Source organism: Ornithinibacillus gellani (genome assembly GCF_003730295.1).
Classification (GTDB): domain Bacteria; phylum Bacillota; class Bacilli; order Bacillales; family Amphibacillaceae; genus Ornithinibacillus_A; species Ornithinibacillus_A gellani.
This window is the reverse complement of the sequence record NZ_QTSZ01000049.1, coordinates 47853-69301: the sequence shown is the minus strand read 5'-3', so window position 1 is coordinate 69301 and position 21449 is coordinate 47853. Positions and strand designations below refer to the sequence as shown.

The window sequence follows — 21449 nt, the reverse complement described above, 5'->3', positions numbered from 1 at the left end:
CACACAGAGCTTAACCAATACAAAAAGGGATTTGCCTCATTCAGAGCAAATCCCTTTTCTATATCCTTTACGTTAAGAAAATAAAGTATAAAACAAATATCACGAATAGCCCGTACATCACTGGATGAATTTCTTTTGCTCTTCCTTTTGCAATCATCGTGATTGGATAAAAGATAAATCCAATCGCAATACCAGTTGCAATACTATAGCTGAGTGGCATCATAATGATAATTAAAAAGGATGGCACTGCAATTTCGAATCGTTCCCATTCAATATTCTTCAAGGAGCTTGCCATCATTACACCAACAATAATCAGTGCAGGCGCAGTCACTTCTGAAGTAATCATGCTCAGCAATGGCGAAAAGAACAATGCCAATAAGAAAAATCCGGCCGTTACAATCGAAGCAAATCCTGTCCGACCACCAGCACCAACACCTGCAGTGGATTCCACATAGGAGGTTGTTGTCGATGTACCGAAAATCGCTCCCGTAACCGTTGCAGCCGAATCGGCAAACAAGGCTCTTCCTGCACGTGGCAGTTTATTATCCTTCATCAATCCTGCCTGTGTCGCTACGGCAACAAGCGTTCCAGCCGTATCAAAAAAGTCAACAAACAAGAAGGTTAAAATAACAACGAGCATTTGAAGTGTAAATATATCACCAAAATTAACGAAAGCTTGTCCAAAGGTTGGTGCAATACTTGGCACTTCCCCAACAATGTCCCCCATACCAGTTGGGGCTGAAATTAAACCAGTAACCATCCCCGCAATCGCGGTCAAAATCATGCCGTAAAAAATACCACCCTTGATATTAAAGGTTAATAAAATAACGGAAACAACAATTCCGAAGATAGCTAGTAAAACAGTTGGTGAAGTTAAATCACCTAATCCAACAAGTGTCGCATCATTTGCTACAATAATTCCCGAGCTTTGAAAGCCAAGAAAAGCAATAAATAAACCAATCCCAGCACCAACAGCCATTTTTAAATTGGCCGGTATCGCATTAATAATTTTTTCACGTAAACCGGACAAGGTTAAAATGATAAAGATAATTCCGGAAGCCAACACACCTGATAAAGCTGTTTCCCAGGGAATACCATACCCAAGCACGACAGTATAAGCGAAAAACGCATTCAATCCCATACCAGGAGCTAATGCAATCGGATATTTCGCAATGATTCCCATAAATAAAGAACCGACCGCTGCTGCCACAGCTGTTGCAACAAATACTGCACCTGGATCCATACCTGTAACACCATCAGGCAGATCCACACCATCCAACGACAATGTTGCCGGGTTGACAAATAAAATATATGCCATTGCTAGAAACGTTGTCATACCAGCCATAAACTCTGTCCGGTAATTTGTATTCAGTTCCTCAAACTTAAAATACTTCTTCAACACTTTTTCCTCCTTGATGGTTCAAAATAAAAACACTTCCGGAATGAACCAAAAGTGCTACCATTTCTATGCAGGAAAAAGTAATAAAAAAACGAAAGCACCATCTGCACCGGCAAATGGGCTGTTCAGCAATTACTATATTCCGCGTAGTCAGACCATTTACGGTGGTCTGGTAGAAACTTTGGGCCATATTCCACAAATTATACGCATTGCGTTATGATTTCAAAGGCTTATGAACATATACTACTACTCGAAAAAAACAATGTCAATACTTTTCCGAACGATTCATAGGAATTATCGTTTCATGTTCGTATTTTGGCTTTATTTGGATATTTTAAGGAAGGCGATGAAACGAAATAATCGGACATCTCGTATATAAATGAAGGAATGGACCGTTTTTTGATACAATCAAATGGATAGCTATCACTTAAATGGAGTTGTACGTATGATCTTTGAATCCAAGCTTACGACATTTTTACCACAAATCAAATCATTGCAGGCCAAACATCCTTTAGAAAAAAGCACGCTTCTAAATGACCTGTTCTTGTTAAAGCATGAACAACAGCTGCGTATGTACTATGCACCACATAATGAATTCATTCATACAGAGGCAAAAGTAATAATCGTTGGCATTACACCCGGATGGCAGCAGACAAAAGTTGCCTATGCGCGTGTTCTCCAAGGATTATCCCAAAATGAAACCAAATATGAACTCCTGCAGCATGCAAAAATAGCAGCAGGCTTTTCCGGACAAATGAGACGGAATCTTTGTAACATGCTTGACCAAATTGGGCTAGCAGATATATTTGATTTACCCAGCACTACAAGTATGTTCGAATCTAAGCGTCCTATTCTACACACTACTTCGGTCATTCGATATCCTGTTTTTTGGAATGGCAAAAATTATACCGGCCACTCACCAAACATTGGACAGTCCAAGCTATTAAAAGAATCTGCTTATGATGTGTTTCCCAGGGAATTAAGTCACATCCATCATCCTGCACTCATCATCCCATTGGGTAAAGCGGTGGAAGCAGTCATTCGGCAATTACGGACAACGGAAAGGCATCTCCAAAAGCATACTATTTTGTTCGGCTTTCCACATCCCTCCGGTGCCAATGGTCATCGCCTAAAACAATTGCAACAGCATCAACGAGTATTACAACAAATGGTCCATGAATTTGCCCAAAAAAATAATCTCCCTTTTCAATCATAAAAGGGAGACATCTTGAAATATCAAGCATTATATTAGCGGAAACATATTATTTTCCTGGATTTGGCAGTTCAAAAATCGTTTCTTCATCAGACATGATTTCATATTTAAACCAGTATGCCTCTTCTCCATCAAAATCATGCGTATAGACAATTTTACTATTTATTTCATCCCCTGGTGCCAGTTCTTCGTCTAATTCCGGGGAAAATTCTGGTTCTGATGTATAACCTGCTCCTTCATCCACATTGGAAAAGTTGGCAGAAAACATTTCGCTCGGTACATAAGCCTCATCACTAATATTTTTAATCGTAACATCGACAACCGCAAAACGCGTTGGATCTTCTTCCTCTAATCCTAGAACATAATCATAAATACTTGTTCCGTCCACTTCATCCACAGCCTGGAAATCATTTACTGTTACTTCATAGTCAAAATCATAAAGATCACTTGTAATGGTTGCTGTTTCCCCAATTCCGTATATTTTATCTTCCTTTTCATCCGCTTGTTCTTCCGTATCTACTTGCCCACCTGTTTGGGTAGTATTTTCTTCGTTTCCATTTTCATTTTTTGTTTCATCTTTATCACTACAAGCAGCCAATAAAAATACTGTTAAAATTAAAATTAAATACTTTTTCATCTACAAACCCCTCCGTCTACGATGTTCATAACAACTGCATCCAAATCATCAAACCAACCATCAAACAAGAATCTTCCATACACGATTCATCTGCCAATTTCTTTCTTCTTTTGCTGCTTTCCGCGAATTTTACAAAAAATATAAACTTAGTATAGCTAAAAACAAACTTAAACAGCAACAATTGTCCATCAAAATGTAGCATTACAGGAGAAAAGAACTGTATTCATCATATGGTTGGACAGGAAAATAGTTACTTTTCCCTATTTATCCGAAGAAAAAATGATGGGCAATATGAATCAAGCGTCATCGCGAAATCAAACCGAAGAGATGGAGTAAACAGACTTAATAGAACGGTATTGGAAATTAGAAGGGATAGAAAAAGCTTTAATCTTGGTAAGTGATAAAAATAAGAACTCTCTGATATAAAGAATGATGAGTAGCATACGAGAATCAGAGAGTCCATGGAATACAACATCTTTGAAACTTACGAGGATCCACTTCCCAACCAGTTATAGCGTACAACATTTGCTTACAAACGAAACATCTGATTAAGTATTATGAAATAAAACTTGTTGCTCGGTTTTTTTCCGAGATGTATTTTTTCATATACTTTTTAACCAATGTAGCAGACCTTACCTTCAAAGGTAAATCATCCGCAATATGAATATGATAATCATTGGAAAAAATACATGCTTTTAGTTCAGCTACTGTACGACAATCAAACGAAAGCTCATTCATGATACTGCCATATTGAAGAAATTGATGCGTATCACTTCCGCCAACGATGGGAAGTCCAACTTTTTCTGCAAAGCTAATCAGTTGTTCCTGATAACTTGCCTGTTCATAAGAATAAAGGTCTTTACCATTCAAGTCGAATGCATCCAAACGACGTAATTGTTCGATAGGAAGCTGGTGCAAAGGTGTGCTTTCACGAAATGGATGAGCACCTATTTTCAATACCTCATACGTTTCTCCGATATCAAGAAGCTTGGAAAAAGGAATAAAGTGTTCTTTCTCTGTGTGATAATCTAACAACTGGCGAATCGAAATTATATCCTCACGTGCACCAATGAAAAGAATATGCCCCACTTCTTTTACATCTATTTCTATGCCAGGAAAAACCTTCAATCCATTCGCTTCATAATAACCATGCTCATATGAACAATGCGCATCTAGATAATCATAAACATCCATAAAACAATTTGTATTAAAATGCTCCGTTAAAGCGATAGCGTCCAAGCCCGATGCCCGTGCTTCTGTCATCATCTCTTCAAAATACTCCGGGTTAAAAGAAGACCTTTTGGAAATCTTTACATGTGTATGAAAGTCTATATTCACGTTATTTTCCTCCAATTATAGAAATATGAATAAACAAACAAGATAGAAAGCTGTAAACCCCAAAAATAAATAATCATGCTTTTGCATTTTCATATTTGCTAGTTTAAGCTTTTTTACTTCAGGATGGTTGAAACCATAAAAACTGCCTTTGGTTTCCAATGCCTCAACTGTTGTACGTGCTCGCTTCGATGTACTAAGGAGCAACGGATAAAAAGAAAGAACCGCAACTTTACAAAAATAAACGATTGCTCGCCAATATAAAAAACCTTTTTTTTCAGGGGCCTTTCCCCGTAAACGAAAGGATAGAAATATATGATGGTATTCTTCCAATAGACTCGGAAGCATCCGATAACCATACGCGATGCTGAAAGAAACCTGCCCCGGAAAACCAATTTTCAGTAATCCGTTACTTAATTTATCTGGATCCATGGAGCAAAACACACTAATACTTGCTAAAGAAATAACAGATAATTTTAATGTTAGAACAAGTAATGGCAGTATGGTAGCAAGGTTCCCGCCAAAAAATAATGATGCAACCAATAAATATCCACCTTGGCTGAGTAACCCCAAACAAAGAATGAGTATGATTAACGGACTGACCTTGGCAATGAATGTAGTAATCACTACAAATACGAACATGCCAAGCAGTATCGTTTCCTGATGAATAAACCATGGAACAATCCCGAAGAAAATATACCAAATAAATAAAGTGATCGGGTCTAAACGGGCCAAAAACGTATGACCATTCCCATATGCCGTGTTTAAAAGCTCTATTTTTACTTGTTCAACGGAAAATTTTTCCGACCATTTACGCGTGTACTCCATGATGCCTCTCCTTCCCTTGCCATGCCTGAATAAACTCAGCAACGGTATAAGCTGGTACTTCCATATTCAGCGACTGGCTCAGCTGTAAAATTTGTGGTGGTGTTAGACCAGCTCGATGCAACAGCCCTGGGTGTGTAAAGACGGTAGAACGATCCCCGTCATGAATGACCTCGCCATCATGCAACACAATCATACGATTTGTTAGTTCAGCAGCCAGTTGCATGTCATGTGTTGCAATAATAATTGCACCAACTTTGTCCTTCATGGATGCAATTAGGCGGGTAATATGTTTTCGTGTCGCAATATCCAAATTTGCTGTAGGTTCATCCAGCAAGATTATGGAAGGGTCCATTGCAATTCCAATGGCTAATGAGGCACGCCGTTGTTGGCCGCCACTCATCAAGCGCCCATCACGATTTTGCAAATCCTGTAATTCAAATTGTTCTAATACTGCTTCTATTTTTTTCTCGTAATCTGGAATGTTTCTTGATTTAAGGAAAAATGCAATATCCTTCCGAACAGAATCATCGATAAACATTTCCTCTGGATTTTGATAAATGTACGTAATCTCATTCGCTAATTGTTCCGGTGTACACGCACGTGTGTTTTTACCTTGTACAATGACATCTCCTATATCAGGCTTTACCAGACCTGTCATAAGACGCATGAGTGATGATTTTCCGGCTCCGTTATTTCCGACTAATGCAATTACATCCCCTTTATACACATCAAGGTTCAACTGCTTGAGCACATGTTTTCTATTACGTTTAATCGTCTGATAAGAAAAACGAACATTCTTGATTCGAACAAGTACTTCTCGACGAAGCTGAATTTCTGCTGCCTGTTGAACCGCCGAACCTGTAGTTAAACGATGCTTTAATTGCTGCCTGGCCTCCTCCAAGGTAACAGGGAGATGTTCTTGTTTATTTCTATCCAACAAATATGCCGCCTGGGTTACCTGTGGAGGATAAATTTGTCTTCCCATTAGTTCCTCCACTAATTGCAAAGCTTCTTTCGTTTCCTTTTTCCATAGGATTTCCCCGGCTTCCATTAACACCATTTTCTGACAATAATTCGCAATAAATTCCGTATGATGTTCTATGACGATAATGGTCTTTCCATACGTTTCATTTAATTCTTTCAAAATATCATATAAGCTTTCGGCATGAGCAGGATCTAACTGAGCAATTGGTTCATCAATAATTAAAATATCCGGATTCATTGCCAGCGCACCAGCCAATGCTAGTAAATGTTTTTGTCCTCCGCTCAGCTGCCAAATAAACTCTTCATCATAGCCAAGCAGCCCAACCATTTCCAATGCTTCTTTGCCTTTTCGTTTATAATCGGGATCTCCATAATTGAGCGGGGCAAAACTCGCATCATCTAGTACACGAGGCGCGACAATTTGATTATCAAAATCCTGATAAACATACCCAATTTGTTTGGAAAGGTCTGCCACCTTATATGCGGTTGTATCCTTTCCATTGACGATAACACGACCAGCAAAATCACCAACATAATAATGGGGAATAAGACCGTTCAGCAGCTTGCATAAGGTTGATTTTCCACTGCCATTTCCACCAACAATTGCCATAAAATCACCTTGTTCAATCGTTAAAGATACATTCTTTAGAACAGGCGCTACACCCCCAGGGTACTGAAAAGAAACATTTTCAATGGAAACTTGTGCACTCATGATGATATTCTCCGATCCTCTGTTTTGTCATGGATTGTTTTTTTCTTCTTTTTAAGTGTATAGACAATTATCAGACAAGTAATGAAGAAGGCGACCAGTAAACTAATCCATATAAATGCTGGACCCAAGTCCAACTCCCATTCAATTAAATTCAGACCGGAATTGGACAGAAATTCAAACAAAAAGGCTGCTCCTGCTAGCAACACACCGACAACTACCAACCGTGGTCCGATAATTTCTTTTAAGGAATATTTATTCGTAGTATCTCTAGGCTTCATGCCAAGTAACGGTTCGATCTTCCCGTATAGCCGTGGAACCAAATATACGGTTGGAATAAGCGCAAATAATATTCCAGAAAATAGCACATCATTTAAGAAGGAAAAACCTTCAATCACCACGACAGATTCTACTAAGCCTGGTACTGCTTCTAATTCATCTACCCCAACCCATACTTTCAAAATGTCAACAATGGAGCTTATTGCCTGATGAATGATAACACCAATCATTGCGGCAGTCCCGACTTGCCGTTTATTCCGTGGATCTGTTACCATTGTTCCGGCAATATACATTGCAAGGGAAAAGGAAATAAATTTCTCGAGTTCACCTAAACCACCGAATTGTCCAAGCATAATTTCCCCAAATATTACTTCTCCAAGTGCAGCTCCAATTGCCGCATAAAGTGGATGAAATAAAATACATAAAGTTAACGGAATAAAAGCAAAATACTCTACAGAAAATTCAATAGGACCAAGATATACCGATGGCAATAACTCCGTAATCATATTGGATAGTCCATACAATGACATAGATAAAATAAACACCATCATTTTTTGTGATTGTGTTAAAGTATATCTATCTTGAGCGAAATTCATATACTACGCCTCCTAAAGGATGATAACCACATTATAGGAGACCAAAGTAAAGCCATTGTATGAAAATTGTAAATATCTTGTAAAGTAATACAACTATTTTCTTCCACAGAAAAGGGGCTGAGACAAAACTAACCTAAAATAAGAGAAAAAACATGGGACCACTGGTTTTTGGTGGTTCCATGTTTTTTTGCTCTTGCCTTTTGTGTAATCTGGGTTCCAGCTGCTGTTCATGGCAGTGTATTTCCTTAAATTCACTGCCACGAATGTGAAGCCAATTTCATTTTTCACCTTCGCGTTTCCCCTTACGGAGAAACGGGTGAACGACAAATTAGCCTTCAAGAATCCGAAGACTGGCTCTACGTCAATCTTTCGCTTGCCGTAGATCTCGCCTGTTTTCTCTTCTGAAAGCTTCTCACGAATATATACTTTTTGGGATTCCCATGTTTCGTTTACATACAGTTTACGGTTGTTCCCATCCTTTGCCTTTGTACACAGGGAGCGTAATGGGCAACCGGAGCAGTCTTCGCATTCGTATGCCTTGAAGGTGCGGGTGAATCTATATTTGTCCATCCTATTGAAAAAGTTGCTGAACCAGAGCCTTTGGCCATTCGGACAGGTGAAGGCATCTGCTTGTTCATCGTATGCCCAGTTGGCTGTATTGAAAGGATCATCCCTGAATTTCTTCTTCTTTTCCTTACGATATTGGTTGTAGGTAATGAGTGGAATACGTCCCCTGTTTTCCAAAACATCCCCATAGTTCTGTTCACTGCCATAACCGGCATCCGCCACGATATGATTAGGCAGTTCAAAGAAATCTTTCTCGATTGTATCCAGAAAAGGAATGAAAGTCCGGGTGTCAGTGGGGTTCGGGAAAATGTTATAAGCAAGCGTATACTGACCTTCTGTCGCAACCTGGACGTCATAGCCGGCTTTAAGCTGCCCGTTTTTCATATGATCATCCTTCATGCGCATGAATGTGGCGTCATGGTCTGTCTTGGAATAGCTGTTGAAATTACCAAAAATTTCCATGTCCGTGCGGTATTTTTCTTTTCTCCTTAGGTAGTCTCGGAACAGTTTTCGGTACTGTTTTGGCTCCTTGCGCTGTGTGCGCAGTTCTTTCCGTACGGCTGTATCATCGCTTGCTTCAATCTTTTCATCATATGCCTGTACCGTCTCGTCCAGACTTTCGATGATGCTAGACAGTTTACCCGCAGAAAGTTTGTCCGAACTTTCCCGTTCAATCTCCGGAATAATCTCTATTTCCAGAAGTTCTTCGTACATCTGGTTTGATCGCTCAACCAGGCCCGCACTGTATCTTTCTACAGATTTGCGCCAGACAAAAGTATACTTGTTTGCATTTGCTTCAATCTTGGTTCCGTCTATGAAAATGGCCTCTTCCTCAATCTGCTTTTCTTCGACAAGTTGGCAGCGAAACTGCACAAAGCATTGGCGCAACAATTCCTTCACTTCAGGATGCGCACGAAAACGGTTGATCGTGCGATAGCTCGGCTCATAGCCTTGTGCCAGCTACATCATGCGTATGCTGTCCTTCAAAAGGCCTTCAATTTTTCTACCAGAAAAGACAGATTGCGAGTATGCACAAAGGATAATCTTCAGCATCATGCGCGGATGGTAGGCAGGACAGCCTGTTTCACGCAAAAAACCTGCGAAGACCTCTTCGGGAATTGATTCCGTCAGCCCATTCACAGCGTAGGCAATATCATTTTTCTGCAATTTCATTTCCATATCGAGCGGCAAAACAACCCCTGATTCATGTTATAATTTTTAAACATAGGAATACCTCCGTTATTAGGCTGTGGTGACTTAATTTTAACAAAAGGTGTCCCTATTTTCTTTTCTAAAATACCAAAAGAACGGATCCGGAGGATACTTTTTCCGAATGCCGTTCTTTTTAGTTTACTGAGGTTTTGTCCCAGCCTCATAACAATAATACTTTTCACGAAAGAACAGGTTATGCACCCGTGCGTTTTAATTGCTTGCTTTCCCCAAACTTTTCAATTTCCTCCAACGTATAACCGCGTGTTTCTGGAACACGTACACGAATAAACAGTACACCTAGTAAACAAATAACGCCAAAGATGGCAAACACTGCCTCCTGGGACATTGAAGCGGTCATAATTGGAAACAACAACCCAACCAAGAAAGAACCAAGCCAGTTAAAGGATGAAGCCAATCCTGATGCGCGTCCTCGAATCATTAATGGGAATATTTCCCCAACAATAACCCATGTTAATGGTGCCCAAGTAAAGGAATAAAAGGCAACATAGATACTTAGGAACACAACAATCATCATGGGATTCGCATTTGGAATCAAAATGTTTAAAATTGCTGGCAGAATAAATGACAATCCCATTACAGTTCCGCCTAATGTCAACAACGTTCGACGCTTAAATTTATCTGCAATAGCAATAAACAACAAGGAACCCAATACAAGAATTACCCCTTGTATAATTGGCCATAATAATGCAGAACTAGCTGCATTCCCTGTAGCTTTTTCCACAATTAAAGGAATGTAATAAAAAATGGCATTTGCCCCTTGGAATTGCTGAAATGCTGCAACACCAACACCAGCAATTACTAAGTAACGATATTTCCCAGTAAACAAGGAACCCCAGGAAGTTTGTTGGTTGGCAATCTTTTCACGTTCGGCCATTTCCTGAATTTGTTTAATTTCAGATTCAATCTTTTCCGCTGGACGTATATAACTTAATACTTTTTGAGCCTCATCTAATTTATTATTTTTAATGAGAAAACGTGGTGATTCAGGTAATTTCAAAACACCAATAAACAGGATAATTGCTGGTACCGCTGCCATCGTTAACATAGACCGCCAAGCCATCGTTGTCGAAAAGCCGCTCAATAAGTAGTCAACAATATAAGAAAGCAACATACCCGAAACAATCATGGTTTGGTTAATACCGGATAGGCGTCCACGTAAATGTGCTGGAGCCATTTCTGACATATATGCTGGTACAAGCGCTGATGCCGCACCAACTGCCATACCTAAAAAAATACGAACAACAATCAAAAAGATATGTCCATTAGGCGGGGCAATCCCCGATAATACTGATCCAATAACAAATACAACCGCTGAAATTAAAATCATTTTTTTCCTTCCCAAGCGGTCAGAAAGTTGTCCAGATAGTGCACCACCAAAAATAGCACCTAACATAATAGCAGATGTTACCCAACCAATAACTGCAGCACTTTCAAGATTCCAATCCTGTTGCAAGAAAGGTAACGCACCTGTCATAACCCCTATATCATAACCGAATAATATTCCACCAAAGGCTCCAAAGAAATATATAAACCGGCTGGAGACTTTCTTTTCCTTCATTATAAGTTCCTCCCTCACTATAGTACAACAATGGATTCATGTCATCATTTTTTTAAACGCTTTCATAATTCACAAAATAGTAATGCTTCATTGTGATTTAAAATAGTGTATCCTCTGGGAAAGTAGATACTTCCCCAGGGAATAAATCGATTACTTAATCACGACATAATCTAAATCGACTAATTTTGCATAGGCGATTATTTGATCCGTTGATAGGTTTAGGGAAACAACCGTATGATGCCCACCGCCATTTTCAATCCAAGCTTTTACCCCGTCATGGAAGTTAGGCAATACTTTCCATAGTACACGGGCAACTGGTAAATTTGGCGCCTCCTCCGTTGGCCCAAATGCTGAAACCTCATTAATCAAGAGTTTGAAATGTGTTCCAAAATCCGCCATGGAAACGACTACGCCATCTCCTGCCTTACCATCAAAAACCAAGCGGGCAGGATCTTCTCTATCACCAATTCCTAAAGGAGAAACAATAATTTTTGGCTTATTGACTGCCAAGGTCGGATCCACTTCAAGCATATGGGATTGCAGAATTGCTTCTTTCCCTTGAGCCAATTCATAAGTGTAATCTTCCATAAATCCTGTTGAAGTATTATGGCTCATTACCTTCAGTAGACGATCCAACGCAGCTGTTTTCCAATCACCTTCTCCAGCAAAACCATAGCCTTGTGCCATTAATCGCTGAACCGCAAGACCTGGAAGCTGTTTCATCCCGTATAAATCCTCAAAATTAGAAGTAAAGGCTGTGTAGCCACCATCGTCTAAGAAACGTTTGATGGCAATTTCATAACTTGCTTGAACCCGCACACTCGCTTCCCAATCTTTTTTACCATAGTTGCCATAGTCAAAATCATACAAGGTTTCATATGTTTCAAACAGAGCATCAATTTCCTCTTCTGTGACAGCATTTACATATTGAACGAGGTCACCAATCCCAAAATAATCCACTGTCCAGCCAAATTGAATTTGTGCTTCAATCTTGTCTCCGTCTGTAACGGCAACATTTCGCATATTATCACCGAAACGGGCCACTTTAATCTGAAAGCTCTCATTATATGCAACGGCAACATCCATCCAGTCTGCAATTTCCTGTTTCACTTCCGGACGTTCCCAATAACCAACAACAACCTTATTCTGTTTATTTAAGCGGGCATTAATAAAACCGTACTCACGATCTCCATGTGCAGATTGGTTTAAGTTCATAAAGTCCATATCAATAGTGTCCCAAGGAATACTTTCATTAAATTGTGTCGCTAAATGAAGCAAAGGTTTTTGTAATAATTTCGTACCACGAATCCACATCTTAGCAGGAGAAAAAGTATGCATCCAAGTAATTACACCCGCAACCTCATCACGATAATTTACTTCCTTCATTAAGCTGGTAATTTTATCTGCAGTTACTGCCAGCTCTTGTAATTTTACGGGGTATGGAAGCACATCACTTTCATTTAATGTATCAGCAATCTTTTGTGCATGTGCTTTTACTTCCTGAAGTGCTTCTTCACCATATAAATGCTGTGCACCAACTATAAACCAAAATTCACGTTCCATAATTGTATTCATTATCATAATCCCCTTTTCCAGTTCATTTTGTATGACCATTATTCCTGTCCGTAATATGCGTTTTTACCATGTTTTCTTAAATAATGCTTATCTAGTATATGTTGCGGCAGCTGTTCAGCATAGCTATTTAACTGCCTTGTCATCAGATTCATTTTGCAAACTTCTTCCAATACGACACTATTCATAACAGCTTCCTGCACGTTTTTTCCCCAGGTAAACGGGGCATGTCCGTGCAGTAGGACACCCGGTACAGCAAAAACATCTAAACCACGCGCCTCAAATGTCTCGATAATCACATTGCCTGTTTCCGCTTCATATCCGTTCCCGACTTCTTCTTCTGTCAAAAATCGTGCGCACGGAACAGAACCATAAAACGTGTCCGCATGTGTTGTTCCCATAGCTGATACGTCCAGCCCAGCCTGTGCCCAAATGGTTGCCCATGTCGAATGGGTATGAACAATTCCGCCAATTTCCGGATAATGTTTATAAAGAACAGCATGAGTAGGGGTATCAGATGATGGTCTTAAATTACCTTCCACAACATTGCCATCTAAATCAACGACAACCATATCACTTGCCTTCATCGTGCTGTAATCCACGCCACTCGGTTTAATAACAAATAAACCTTGCTTCTGATCAAAAGCACTTGCATTTCCCCATGTATATTTCACTAGCCCATGCTTTGATAAGTCCAAATTTGCTTGAAATACTTCTTCTTTCAGTTTTTCCAACATATACTTTCCACCTCGCTATTCATAATAAAAAATGTTCAACTGCGGCTTTTTCAATCTTTAACCCACTTTTATATCGCTCGATAAATTTTTCAAACCCTTCCACATCCAATTGGTCGGGATAAATTTTCTTTCCAGCCGTATGTTTGAACACTTTATTGTCCATATACGCTTCCAATGTCTCATCCTTTTCTTTATCTTTCATAAAAGAGGCCAATATTGCCATTCCCCACGCGCCGCCTTCACCCGCTGTTTCCATCACGGAAACAGGTACATTCATTGCAGCTGCAACAATTTTTTGACCGACGACAGGAGTTTTAAACAAGCCTCCATGTGCCAGGATGCCATCAATTGAAACCTTTTCCTGTTTGGTCAACATGTCCATTCCAATTTTTAAAGCACCGAAAGCAGTATATAAATGTGTTCGCATAAAATTAGCAAGGTTAAAATTACTTTCTGGTGAGCGGATAAATAATGGACGGCCTTCCTCTAAACCAGTAATGTTTTCACCGGAATAATAGCCATAACTAAGCAAACCACCACCATCTGCATCCGCTTCCAAAACCTTATTCAACATCATTTCAAATAATTGATCTGTTTCTACAGCGTGCCCTATTGAATCCGAGTACTCCTTAAATAATCCAAGCCAGGCATTCAGATCACTGGAGCAGTTATTGACATGAACCATCGCAACAGGACTTCCATTTGGCGTGGTGACCATGTCAATTTCGCGGTATACATCTGACAAAGCTTGTTCCAACACAATCATGGAAAAAACAGATGTACCAACCGAAATATTCCCTGTCCGCTTCCTTACACTATTAGTCGCAACCATGCCTGTTCCCGCATCACCTTCCGGCGGACAAATTGGAATACCAGGCTGTAAATTACGAGATCGGTCCAGAATCTTTGCACCTACCTCTGTCAGCTTTCCGCCTTCTTCTCCTGCAAGAGATACCTTAGGGAGAATCTCTTCCAATGTCCAAGGCAACGCTTCGTCGGCAATTAATGCATTAAACTGCTGAACCATCGGCTTATGATAATCTTTCGTTGATTCATCGATTGGGAACATCCCCGATGCTTCACCAATTCCGAGAACCTTCTCGCCGGAAAGTAACCAGTGGATAAAGCCCGCCAACGTTGTCATGTAATCAATTCGATTTAAATGCCTTTCATCATTCAAAATGGCCTGATACAAATGCGCAATACTCCATCTTTCTGGAATATTAAATTGAAAAACTTCCGTTAACTTCGCTGCGGCTACACTTGTTGTTGTGTTACGCCATGTTCGAAAAGGAACAAGAAGTTCTCCAGTTTTATCAAAAACCATATAGCCATGCATCATCGCAGAAAACCCAATGGAACCAATTGTACGTATCGTAATGCCATAATCTTTTTCCGTCTGTAGCCGCATTTCACTGTAAGCCGCTTGCAGTCCCGAAATAATATCTACTAAGTTGTACGTCCAAAAACCATCTTCAAGGCGATTTTCCCACTCGTAACTACCAGTCGCTATAGTTTTAAAATGCTTATCCATCAAGACTGCTTTAATACGCGTAGAACCAAATTCAATTCCAAGTGATGTCTCTCCATTGGCTATTGCTTCTCGAATCCTTACTTGTGCTGTTGTCACTTAAATCCCCTTCCTGCTTGTGATTTCATATAATAAGAAGGCGCTTTCTTATACTAGCATAACTTTATTAATTTATTTTACATTTATAGCTTAAATGCTGTACGTACATTTGTCAACATTTTTAAAAATTGTGCTTACACATTTGTTAATTGTACACCTTTTAGGTATGAATTCATCTATTTCTTTCATTTATCTTAAAACTATGGCAATATATGTACAGACAACTAATTAACCTAAACATATTGGAAAAGGGTAAAAAAAGGCAGTGAAAGATATGAAGCCAAAATATCAAATCATTTTTGATGATATCAGAAGTAAAATACTTTCCGGGGAATATACAGTATTTGAAAAAATCCCAACAGAATATGCATTGCAGAAAAAATATAATGTGAGTAGACATACTGTCAGAAAAGCCATTTTAGATTTATCGAATGCGGGCTATTTGAGAAGTGAAAAAGGATCTGGCACCTATGTCATTAACGATTATCAAACAAAGAATGCAAAACGGAGCAATAAAACGATTGGTATTATTACCACTTATATTTCTGACTACATTTTTCCATCCATTATTCGTGGTATTGAAGGAAAGTTAAAAAAAAGTAACTATTCTTTGTTGTTAGCCAGCACAAACAATGATGTGAATCAGGAGAAAAAAGCTTTAGAAATGATGCTTTCCTATGGGGTGGACGGCTTAATTATCGAACCAACAAAAAGTAATTTATTTAATCCAAATATCGCATACTATCTGTCATTTCAAGAACAGGGTATACCTTTTATCATGATTAACGCATATTATGAAGAACTAGATGTGCCGTTTCTTTGTCTTGACGATGTCCAATCCAGCTATCTTGCAACAAAAAAACTGATATCCAATGGACATCAACACATAGGACTGATATCCAAAAAGGATGATTTACAAGGTAAATTTCGTATGAAAGGCTATATTAAGGCACTTAGTGAGGCGAAACTACCATTTCAACCTGAACTGGTATTTTCATATGATACCGAATCGAAATCAAATTTATATCATGATTTGCAAGCATTTTTGGCGAAAAAAAAAGAACTGCTATCCGCAATTGTTTGCTATAACGATGAAGTAGGATTTATTGTAGTAAATGTGTGTAAACAGTTGGGTATTTCCATTCCTGATGACCTGTCTATCATTGGACAGGATAATTCTTATATGGCTCAAAACTCCAGTGTCAAACTCACAACCTTGACACATCCACAGGAGCAGATGGGACGTGACGCAGCCGATTGGATTATAAAAAAACTACAGGGAAATCCAAACGTGAAGCACGAATACTATTACCAGCCAAAGCTCATTGAGGGGGAAACCATCAAAGATTTGACTGGTGAACAAGATAATTAAAGTTAAAGTTTCATAAAATATTAATAAACACAACCGAGAACAAAGGCTTTCTAGAGCAATCACTCAACAACGTTCCAAAACATAACACAAACCAAATAAAGTGAAACTTCAATCAGTGGGGTTTCGCACTTTCCCCCACTGATTGTTAGTTGAACCAATCAGGCCTTTACTGGCTGTAAGCCCCCACTTACAATTCTTGATGTGGGGGGCTTACAGCCAGTTAATCTGTAATAAAATTTGGTCTTTGTTTTTCACGTTTGTCCAGCATGATTTGTTCCGGCTTAATACCTTGTTCCAGCAATAGTTCAATGTTTTGGGTTAGAAACTCATCACTGCCAACTACGTAGAAAATTCCATCCTTGTCTGCAGCAAGATTTTTAACTTCATCATAATATTCTTTACGATTATCAACGAATTGTGATGTGAATTTCTTATCTGGTGCCGATTGGAAAATATGAGGAAACAAGTAATCCTTTGATGAATCAATGTTCAAGGAATGGATCTGATTCACATTGTCTGCCCGATCAAAATATTCCATGACAAGTGGTCTGAATGTTGCCAAACCAACTCCTGATGATAGCAGATAAACATTTTTCCCTTCCCGCTTTAATGGAACATTCGAATGTGTTTTAAATAATGCAAGCTCATTTCCAACTTCAAGATTACGTAGAATCCCTTTATACTCGGAACATTGCTCCTTGATGCGAGTGGTGATTCCAATGGATTTTTCATGTGGTAAAGTTGAAATAGACATATGGCGGATTAAACCACGATTCGGCTTGTCACCTTCATTAAAACCTTTCAATGCCAGATGCGTGTGTGCTCCCTCTTCCCAAGTAAAACCTTCCGGGCAATCGAGCATGAACGTTCTTACCTCTGGTGTTTCCTCAATGATCTTATTTATTTTAGTCCAATATATTTGCATGTTGCACTCCCCTTGTTTAGCAATTCGCTTGTTACTAACCAATATACATCAACTGATAATGATTATCAATTAAATGATTCCAATCTGTCAGATAGTTTATCCAATTCAAGGAATTTTGTCTCGCGAAGGCAAATTATTTTATGAACGATACATATCCCAAAATATAAAGTGAAATTTCAATCAGGGGGGGATCTTACAGCCGGTTAGTCTGTGATAAACATTTAATCATGTGGATAATATTATCAAAAATGATAACCATTTGATTTGCATTTTGTGAATCTATCCTAAACAATGGAAATATACATTAATTAACTTTTCAGATATCGATCATAATGGTACGTAACAATAAATGTATACAGAGATATTGTGCTCACCGTACATTACATTTATCGATGAAAATCAGGGGGACATTATGAAAAGTGTCATAAAACATATCGTAATTAATTTATTTGAAAAAAAGTTTCGTACCTTCATTGTTTTGTTAACCGTATGTTTGTCCACATTGGTTGTATTTATTGGTTTAAGTTTAAATGGCATCATTAAAGATACGTATGCTTCTATGTTAAAAGGGGCTTATGGAGATACGAATATAATCATGTCAAAATCCAGCGACAATCCGCTATATGAAAAGCATGACATCGTACTACCGGACATACCAATTGAAACACGAAATGACATGCTATTTACTCAGGGAAAAACGACCATCAAAGACAAAAAAATAGATGTCATATTAGTTGGATTGGATGCAATAGATGCTGAAGCAAGCGGGCTCCTAAACAAAACACAGCAAATGGATGGATTTAAACTGCAGCAAAATAGAGCAATGATTAGTAATAACACTGCCGCCAAATATGATTTGCAATTGGGAGATCCTATTTCCATTGACACTGGAGAAGAAAAATGGAAATTTATTGTGGGCGCAATTAGTAAGACACAGGGCGTATTTTTCTCGGAAGTTGACGCCATCTCGCTAGCTGTTTCACAAGAACAAGTAAATAACATCCTGGATACAACAGATAAAGTAAACACTTCTTATCTGACAGTGCCAGAAAATAAATTGAGCGAAGCCATTCAATTTTTAAAAACAAACAATGCTGATTTCCACATTCAAAATCAGTCAACCGCTGCAAATGCCCATGATGGGGATACATTTGAAACAACGATGATATTAGCGATTTTAACCATCGTGTTGATCAGTTCCTATATTATTTTTTCCTTAGCGAAGCTTATTGTCGTAGAGCGAATGCCTGTTGTTGGAACCTTTAGAAGTATTGGGGCCAGCAAGAAATTAATCCATTTTATATTAACGCTTGAATTCTTATTTTATGGTTTAATTGGTTCTATCATAGGATTCACTGCCGGCATGTTGCTTTTGCCTTATGTTGCAGACCTTTTTAATGCTTATAAAGATTTAGGCGTTGAAACGGAAGTAAGCTATTCATTTACATATATATGTATCGCTTTCTTATTTGGCGCTTTATTTCCGGCAGTGATTAGCCATTTCCAAATCAGTAGATTGAACAAAAGGCCGTTAAAGGAAATTATCCTGAATACCCAACAGACGTCACAGAAGCATTCCATCATCCCTTATATTCTCGGTCTGATTCTGCTGATTACGGCGTTTGGTTTATATGGTATCAATCAAAAAGATGACCTACTCTTAGGAATTCTGTCTATCCTATGTTTATTTATTTCGATTGTCCTATGGATGCCAGGCTTTCTTAACCTTGTATCCAAAGGACTTAATCGCTTATTTCAATCCATTGGTTCCGGTGAATTTCTACTTGGCGTGAAGAATCTAGGAAATAATAAAATAGCTTCCAATAATTCCAATATGATTATTGTCGTGTTTATCCTTCTAATGCTTGTGGGCATGATAGCAGACGGCATCGATCAATATCTCCATAAATCCTTGGTCAAAGACTATGATATTGCCATTACGGATATACAGGATGTCAAACCATATGAAAATGTAGATGAGCTGGATAATGTATCAGATGCTTACGCACAACATGTCAATATTGCTGAAACAGTCATCGGCAATCAAAGTGAATCCTTTGGTGTCATTGGTGTAGATGATTTGGAAGCTTTTGATTCATTTTACTCAGGCATTACCCTTCAACAGGATGCAAAGGAACAACTAAACAAAACCGATAACGGAATTATTCTGGACGAATATCAATTAGAACGCTTCAACTTACAAATTGGTGATGAGATTGTATTACAGCCACTTGACCAGAACCTTGAACCCATGGACGGGAAGGATACCAAGGTAACAGCTGCTATCGTAGGTTCCATGGAAAGTTTAGGATTTTCTCAAAATCGTGCAACTGCATTGGTTAATCTAAATTACTTTCATGATCATTTTATGGAAACCATGAGCCAAATCAACCTGAAAGCTATTCCAGATGCTGACCTTGAACAATTGAAACAAGATATCCGTTATCATTATCCGGATTCCGATATGTCTGTCCATACATTCGATGACATTTTGGAAACGCAAAAAAGCACCATTGATTCTTTAATCCTTGGCATGACAATCATTGTTTTATTGGGACTTTTGATTGGAATACTGGGCATCTCGAATAACTTACTCGTTTCTTTTATTCAAAGAAAAAAAGAGTACGCTGTATTATATTCCGTTTGTATGAGCAGAGGACAACTGGTAAAAGTGTTATTGGTTGAAACATGCTTAACATTTATTTCGGTTGTAGTAATTGGATTCGCTGGTAGTATGGCAATGAATGTTATTATGGTACGACTCTTATATGCCATCGGATTACGGATTGATTTTCAGTTTAACAGCAGTCTCTTTTTCATATTAACTGCGGTGGTATTCATTTTATTACTTCTTTCCATCCTATCTATTATTCGGAAGATTTATCGAATGAACATCATTGAAAATCTACGGTTTGAATAAAGTGAAACTTCAATCAGTGGGGATTTTTGCACTTCCCCAACTGATTGTTAGTTGAACCAATCAGGCCTTTACTGGCTGTTGATCCCCCACTAACAATTCATGATATCAACAAAAATTCTTGATGCGGGGGACTTACAGCCAGTTAATCTGTGATAAAGGATAATCGATGCAAAATAACAAACTTAAATCATTTGGAGGTCAATATGGAACAAGTGATAAGGACGGAGCACTTACGAAAAAGCTTTCAAAATGGCGGCAAAGAAGTTGAAGTCATTAAGGGGATCGATTTAGAAATTCATGAAGGAGAATTCGTATCTATAATGGGACCTTCTGGTTGTGGAAAAAGCACGCTTCTATATATGCTCGGCGGCATTGATTCTCCTACATCCGGACAGGTATTCATTCATCATGAAGATATGAATAGAATGAAAGATAAGCAGAAAAGTAAATTAAGAAGAAAACAGATTGGCTTTGTATTTCAATTTTACAATTTAGTACAAAACTTATCTGTAGCAGAAAATATTTTATTACCACTTACTATGGATGGAAAAAAAGCAAAGGATTATCAGCATGAACTGGATGATATTTTACAGACTGTCGGTTTATTAGAAAGAAAAAACTTTACACCGCGGGAACTATCTGGTGGTCAACAGCAAAGAGTGGCCATTGCACGTGCATTAATCATGAATCCCAAAATCATTTTAGCAGATGAACCAATTGGTAATTTAGATAGTAAATCAGGTCAAGACATCATGCAGCTATTCAAAACAATTAACAAGGAAAAAAAGATCACTATTCTTCAAGTGACCCACGCACAGGACGCGGCAGAGTATGGAACGAGAATCATACAAATGCTGGACGGCTTCATTCATTCAGACAAAAAAGTCGCCCACACATCAGTTGAATAGAACAGGAGACAGTTTGATGATAGAGTTTATCGGAATATTCGGAGGTG

General features: G+C 38.6%; 15 protein-coding genes, 1 pseudogene and 1 riboswitch. Of the genes and pseudogenes, 4 read left to right on the top strand and 12 right to left on the bottom strand.

Annotation, left to right across the window (positions count from 1 at the left end; genetic code table 11):
* Window positions 1–67 precede the first annotated feature (67 nt).
* Window positions 68–1399 (bottom strand): NCS2 family permease, encoded by a 1332-nt coding sequence (locus DX933_RS15155; RefSeq protein WP_123317287.1) that lies wholly within the window; start codon window positions 1397–1399, stop codon window positions 68–70.
* A 127-nt stretch (window positions 1400–1526) separates the two neighbouring features.
* Window positions 1527–1627: riboswitch (purine riboswitch) on the bottom strand.
* Between the two features lie 217 nt (window positions 1628–1844).
* On the opposite strand from DX933_RS15155, the gene DX933_RS15150 reads away from it, so the two are divergent.
* A complete protein-coding gene (locus DX933_RS15150) occupies window positions 1845–2615 on the top strand; it encodes a uracil-DNA glycosylase family protein (RefSeq protein ID WP_190279547.1) in 771 nt (256 codons plus the stop codon).
* A 46-nt stretch (window positions 2616–2661) separates the two neighbouring features.
* Here DX933_RS15150 and DX933_RS15145 read toward each other — a convergent pair whose 3' ends face one another.
* From DX933_RS15145 to DX933_RS15100, 10 genes and pseudogenes are all read right to left on the bottom strand, one after another.
* Window positions 2662–3249, bottom strand: a complete 588-nt coding sequence (locus tag DX933_RS15145) for a DUF4352 domain-containing protein (protein WP_123317285.1) — start codon at window positions 3247–3249, stop codon at window positions 2662–2664.
* A 555-nt stretch (window positions 3250–3804) separates the two neighbouring features.
* Window positions 3805–4587, bottom strand: coding sequence for a PHP domain-containing protein (locus DX933_RS15140; protein WP_123317284.1), 783 nt, complete (start codon window positions 4585–4587; stop codon window positions 3805–3807).
* A 15-nt stretch (window positions 4588–4602) separates the two neighbouring features.
* A complete protein-coding gene (locus DX933_RS15135) occupies window positions 4603–5412 on the bottom strand; it encodes an energy-coupling factor transporter transmembrane component T family protein (RefSeq protein WP_123317283.1) in 810 nt (269 codons plus the stop codon).
* Window positions 5396–7108 (bottom strand): ABC transporter ATP-binding protein, encoded by a 1713-nt coding sequence (locus tag DX933_RS15130; RefSeq protein WP_123317282.1) that lies wholly within the window; start codon window positions 7106–7108, stop codon window positions 5396–5398. The genes DX933_RS15135 and DX933_RS15130 overlap by 17 nt, the downstream gene beginning before the upstream one ends.
* The gene (locus DX933_RS15125; protein ID WP_123317281.1) at window positions 7105–7980 is read right to left on the bottom strand and encodes a cell division protein FtsQ; all 876 of its coding nucleotides are present in this window, start codon (window positions 7978–7980) and stop codon (window positions 7105–7107) included. The genes DX933_RS15130 and DX933_RS15125 overlap by 4 nt, the downstream gene beginning before the upstream one ends.
* A 93-nt stretch (window positions 7981–8073) precedes the next feature.
* A pseudogene (locus DX933_RS15120) lies at window positions 8074–9773 on the bottom strand (IS1182 family transposase).
* A gap of 179 nt (window positions 9774–9952) precedes the next feature.
* A complete protein-coding gene (locus DX933_RS15115) occupies window positions 9953–11341 on the bottom strand; it encodes a sugar porter family MFS transporter (RefSeq protein WP_123317381.1) in 1389 nt (462 codons plus the stop codon).
* 147 nt (window positions 11342–11488) lie between these two features.
* Entirely contained in the window at window positions 11489–12913 is a 1425-nt protein-coding gene (gene araA, locus DX933_RS15110; protein WP_123317280.1) for an L-arabinose isomerase, read from the bottom strand.
* A 38-nt stretch (window positions 12914–12951) separates the two neighbouring features.
* Window positions 12952–13647 carry an L-ribulose-5-phosphate 4-epimerase gene (locus tag DX933_RS15105; RefSeq protein WP_123317279.1) on the bottom strand — a complete coding sequence of 232 codons (696 nt, stop codon included), beginning with the start codon at window positions 13645–13647 and terminating at the stop codon, window positions 12952–12954.
* 19 nt (window positions 13648–13666) lie between these two features.
* Window positions 13667–15277 (bottom strand): xylulokinase, encoded by a 1611-nt coding sequence (locus DX933_RS15100; RefSeq protein ID WP_123317278.1) that lies wholly within the window; start codon window positions 15275–15277, stop codon window positions 13667–13669.
* Window positions 15278–15551: 274 nt separating this feature from the next.
* Here DX933_RS15100 and DX933_RS15095 point away from each other — a divergent pair, with 274 nt between their 5' ends.
* Complete coding sequence (locus DX933_RS15095) at window positions 15552–16649, top strand: GntR family transcriptional regulator (RefSeq protein ID WP_123317277.1); 1098 nt, start codon at window positions 15552–15554, stop codon at window positions 16647–16649.
* Between the two features lie 220 nt (window positions 16650–16869).
* Here the strand turns inward: DX933_RS15095 and DX933_RS15090 are convergent, their stop codons facing one another.
* Window positions 16870–17574: a dihydropteridine reductase gene (locus DX933_RS15090; RefSeq protein WP_123317276.1), complete on the bottom strand. Its 705-nt coding sequence runs from the start codon at window positions 17572–17574 to the stop codon at window positions 16870–16872.
* Between the two features lie 412 nt (window positions 17575–17986).
* Between DX933_RS15090 and DX933_RS15085 the strand changes: the two genes are divergently transcribed.
* Window positions 17987–20494, top strand: coding sequence for an ABC transporter permease (locus DX933_RS15085; RefSeq protein WP_190279546.1), 2508 nt, complete (start codon window positions 17987–17989; stop codon window positions 20492–20494).
* A gap of 203 nt (window positions 20495–20697) precedes the next feature.
* Window positions 20698–21402, top strand: coding sequence for an ABC transporter ATP-binding protein (locus DX933_RS15080; protein WP_123317274.1), 705 nt, complete (start codon window positions 20698–20700; stop codon window positions 21400–21402).
* Window positions 21403–21449 lie beyond the last annotated feature (47 nt).

Bases quoted from the DNA above. Each gene is read 5' to 3' on its own strand.
- DX933_RS15125 (WP_123317281.1), bottom strand. From the start codon at position 7,980: ATGAATTTCGCTCAAGATAGATATACTTTAACACAATCACAAAAAATG.
- DX933_RS15135 (WP_123317283.1), bottom strand. From the start codon at position 5,412: ATGGAGTACACGCGTAAATGGTCGGAAAAATTTTCCGTTGAACAAGTA.
- araA (WP_123317280.1), bottom strand. From the start codon at position 12,913: ATGAATACAATTATGGAACGTGAATTTTGGTTTATAGTTGGTGCACAG.
- DX933_RS15145 (WP_123317285.1), bottom strand. From the start codon at position 3,249: ATGAAAAAGTATTTAATTTTAATTTTAACAGTATTTTTATTGGCTGCT.
- DX933_RS15105 (WP_123317279.1), bottom strand. From the start codon at position 13,647: ATGTTGGAAAAACTGAAAGAAGAAGTATTTCAAGCAAATTTGGACTTA.
- DX933_RS15130 (WP_123317282.1), bottom strand. From the start codon at position 7,108: ATGAGTGCACAAGTTTCCATTGAAAATGTTTCTTTTCAGTACCCTGGG.
- DX933_RS15095 (WP_123317277.1), top strand. From the start codon at position 15,552: ATGAAGCCAAAATATCAAATCATTTTTGATGATATCAGAAGTAAAATA.
- DX933_RS15080 (WP_123317274.1), top strand. From the start codon at position 20,698: ATGGAACAAGTGATAAGGACGGAGCACTTACGAAAAAGCTTTCAAAAT.
- DX933_RS15090 (WP_123317276.1), bottom strand. From the start codon at position 17,574: ATGCAAATATATTGGACTAAAATAAATAAGATCATTGAGGAAACACCA.
- DX933_RS15150 (WP_190279547.1), top strand. From the start codon at position 1,845: ATGATCTTTGAATCCAAGCTTACGACATTTTTACCACAAATCAAATCA.
- DX933_RS15085 (WP_190279546.1), top strand. From the start codon at position 17,987: ATGAAAAGTGTCATAAAACATATCGTAATTAATTTATTTGAAAAAAAG.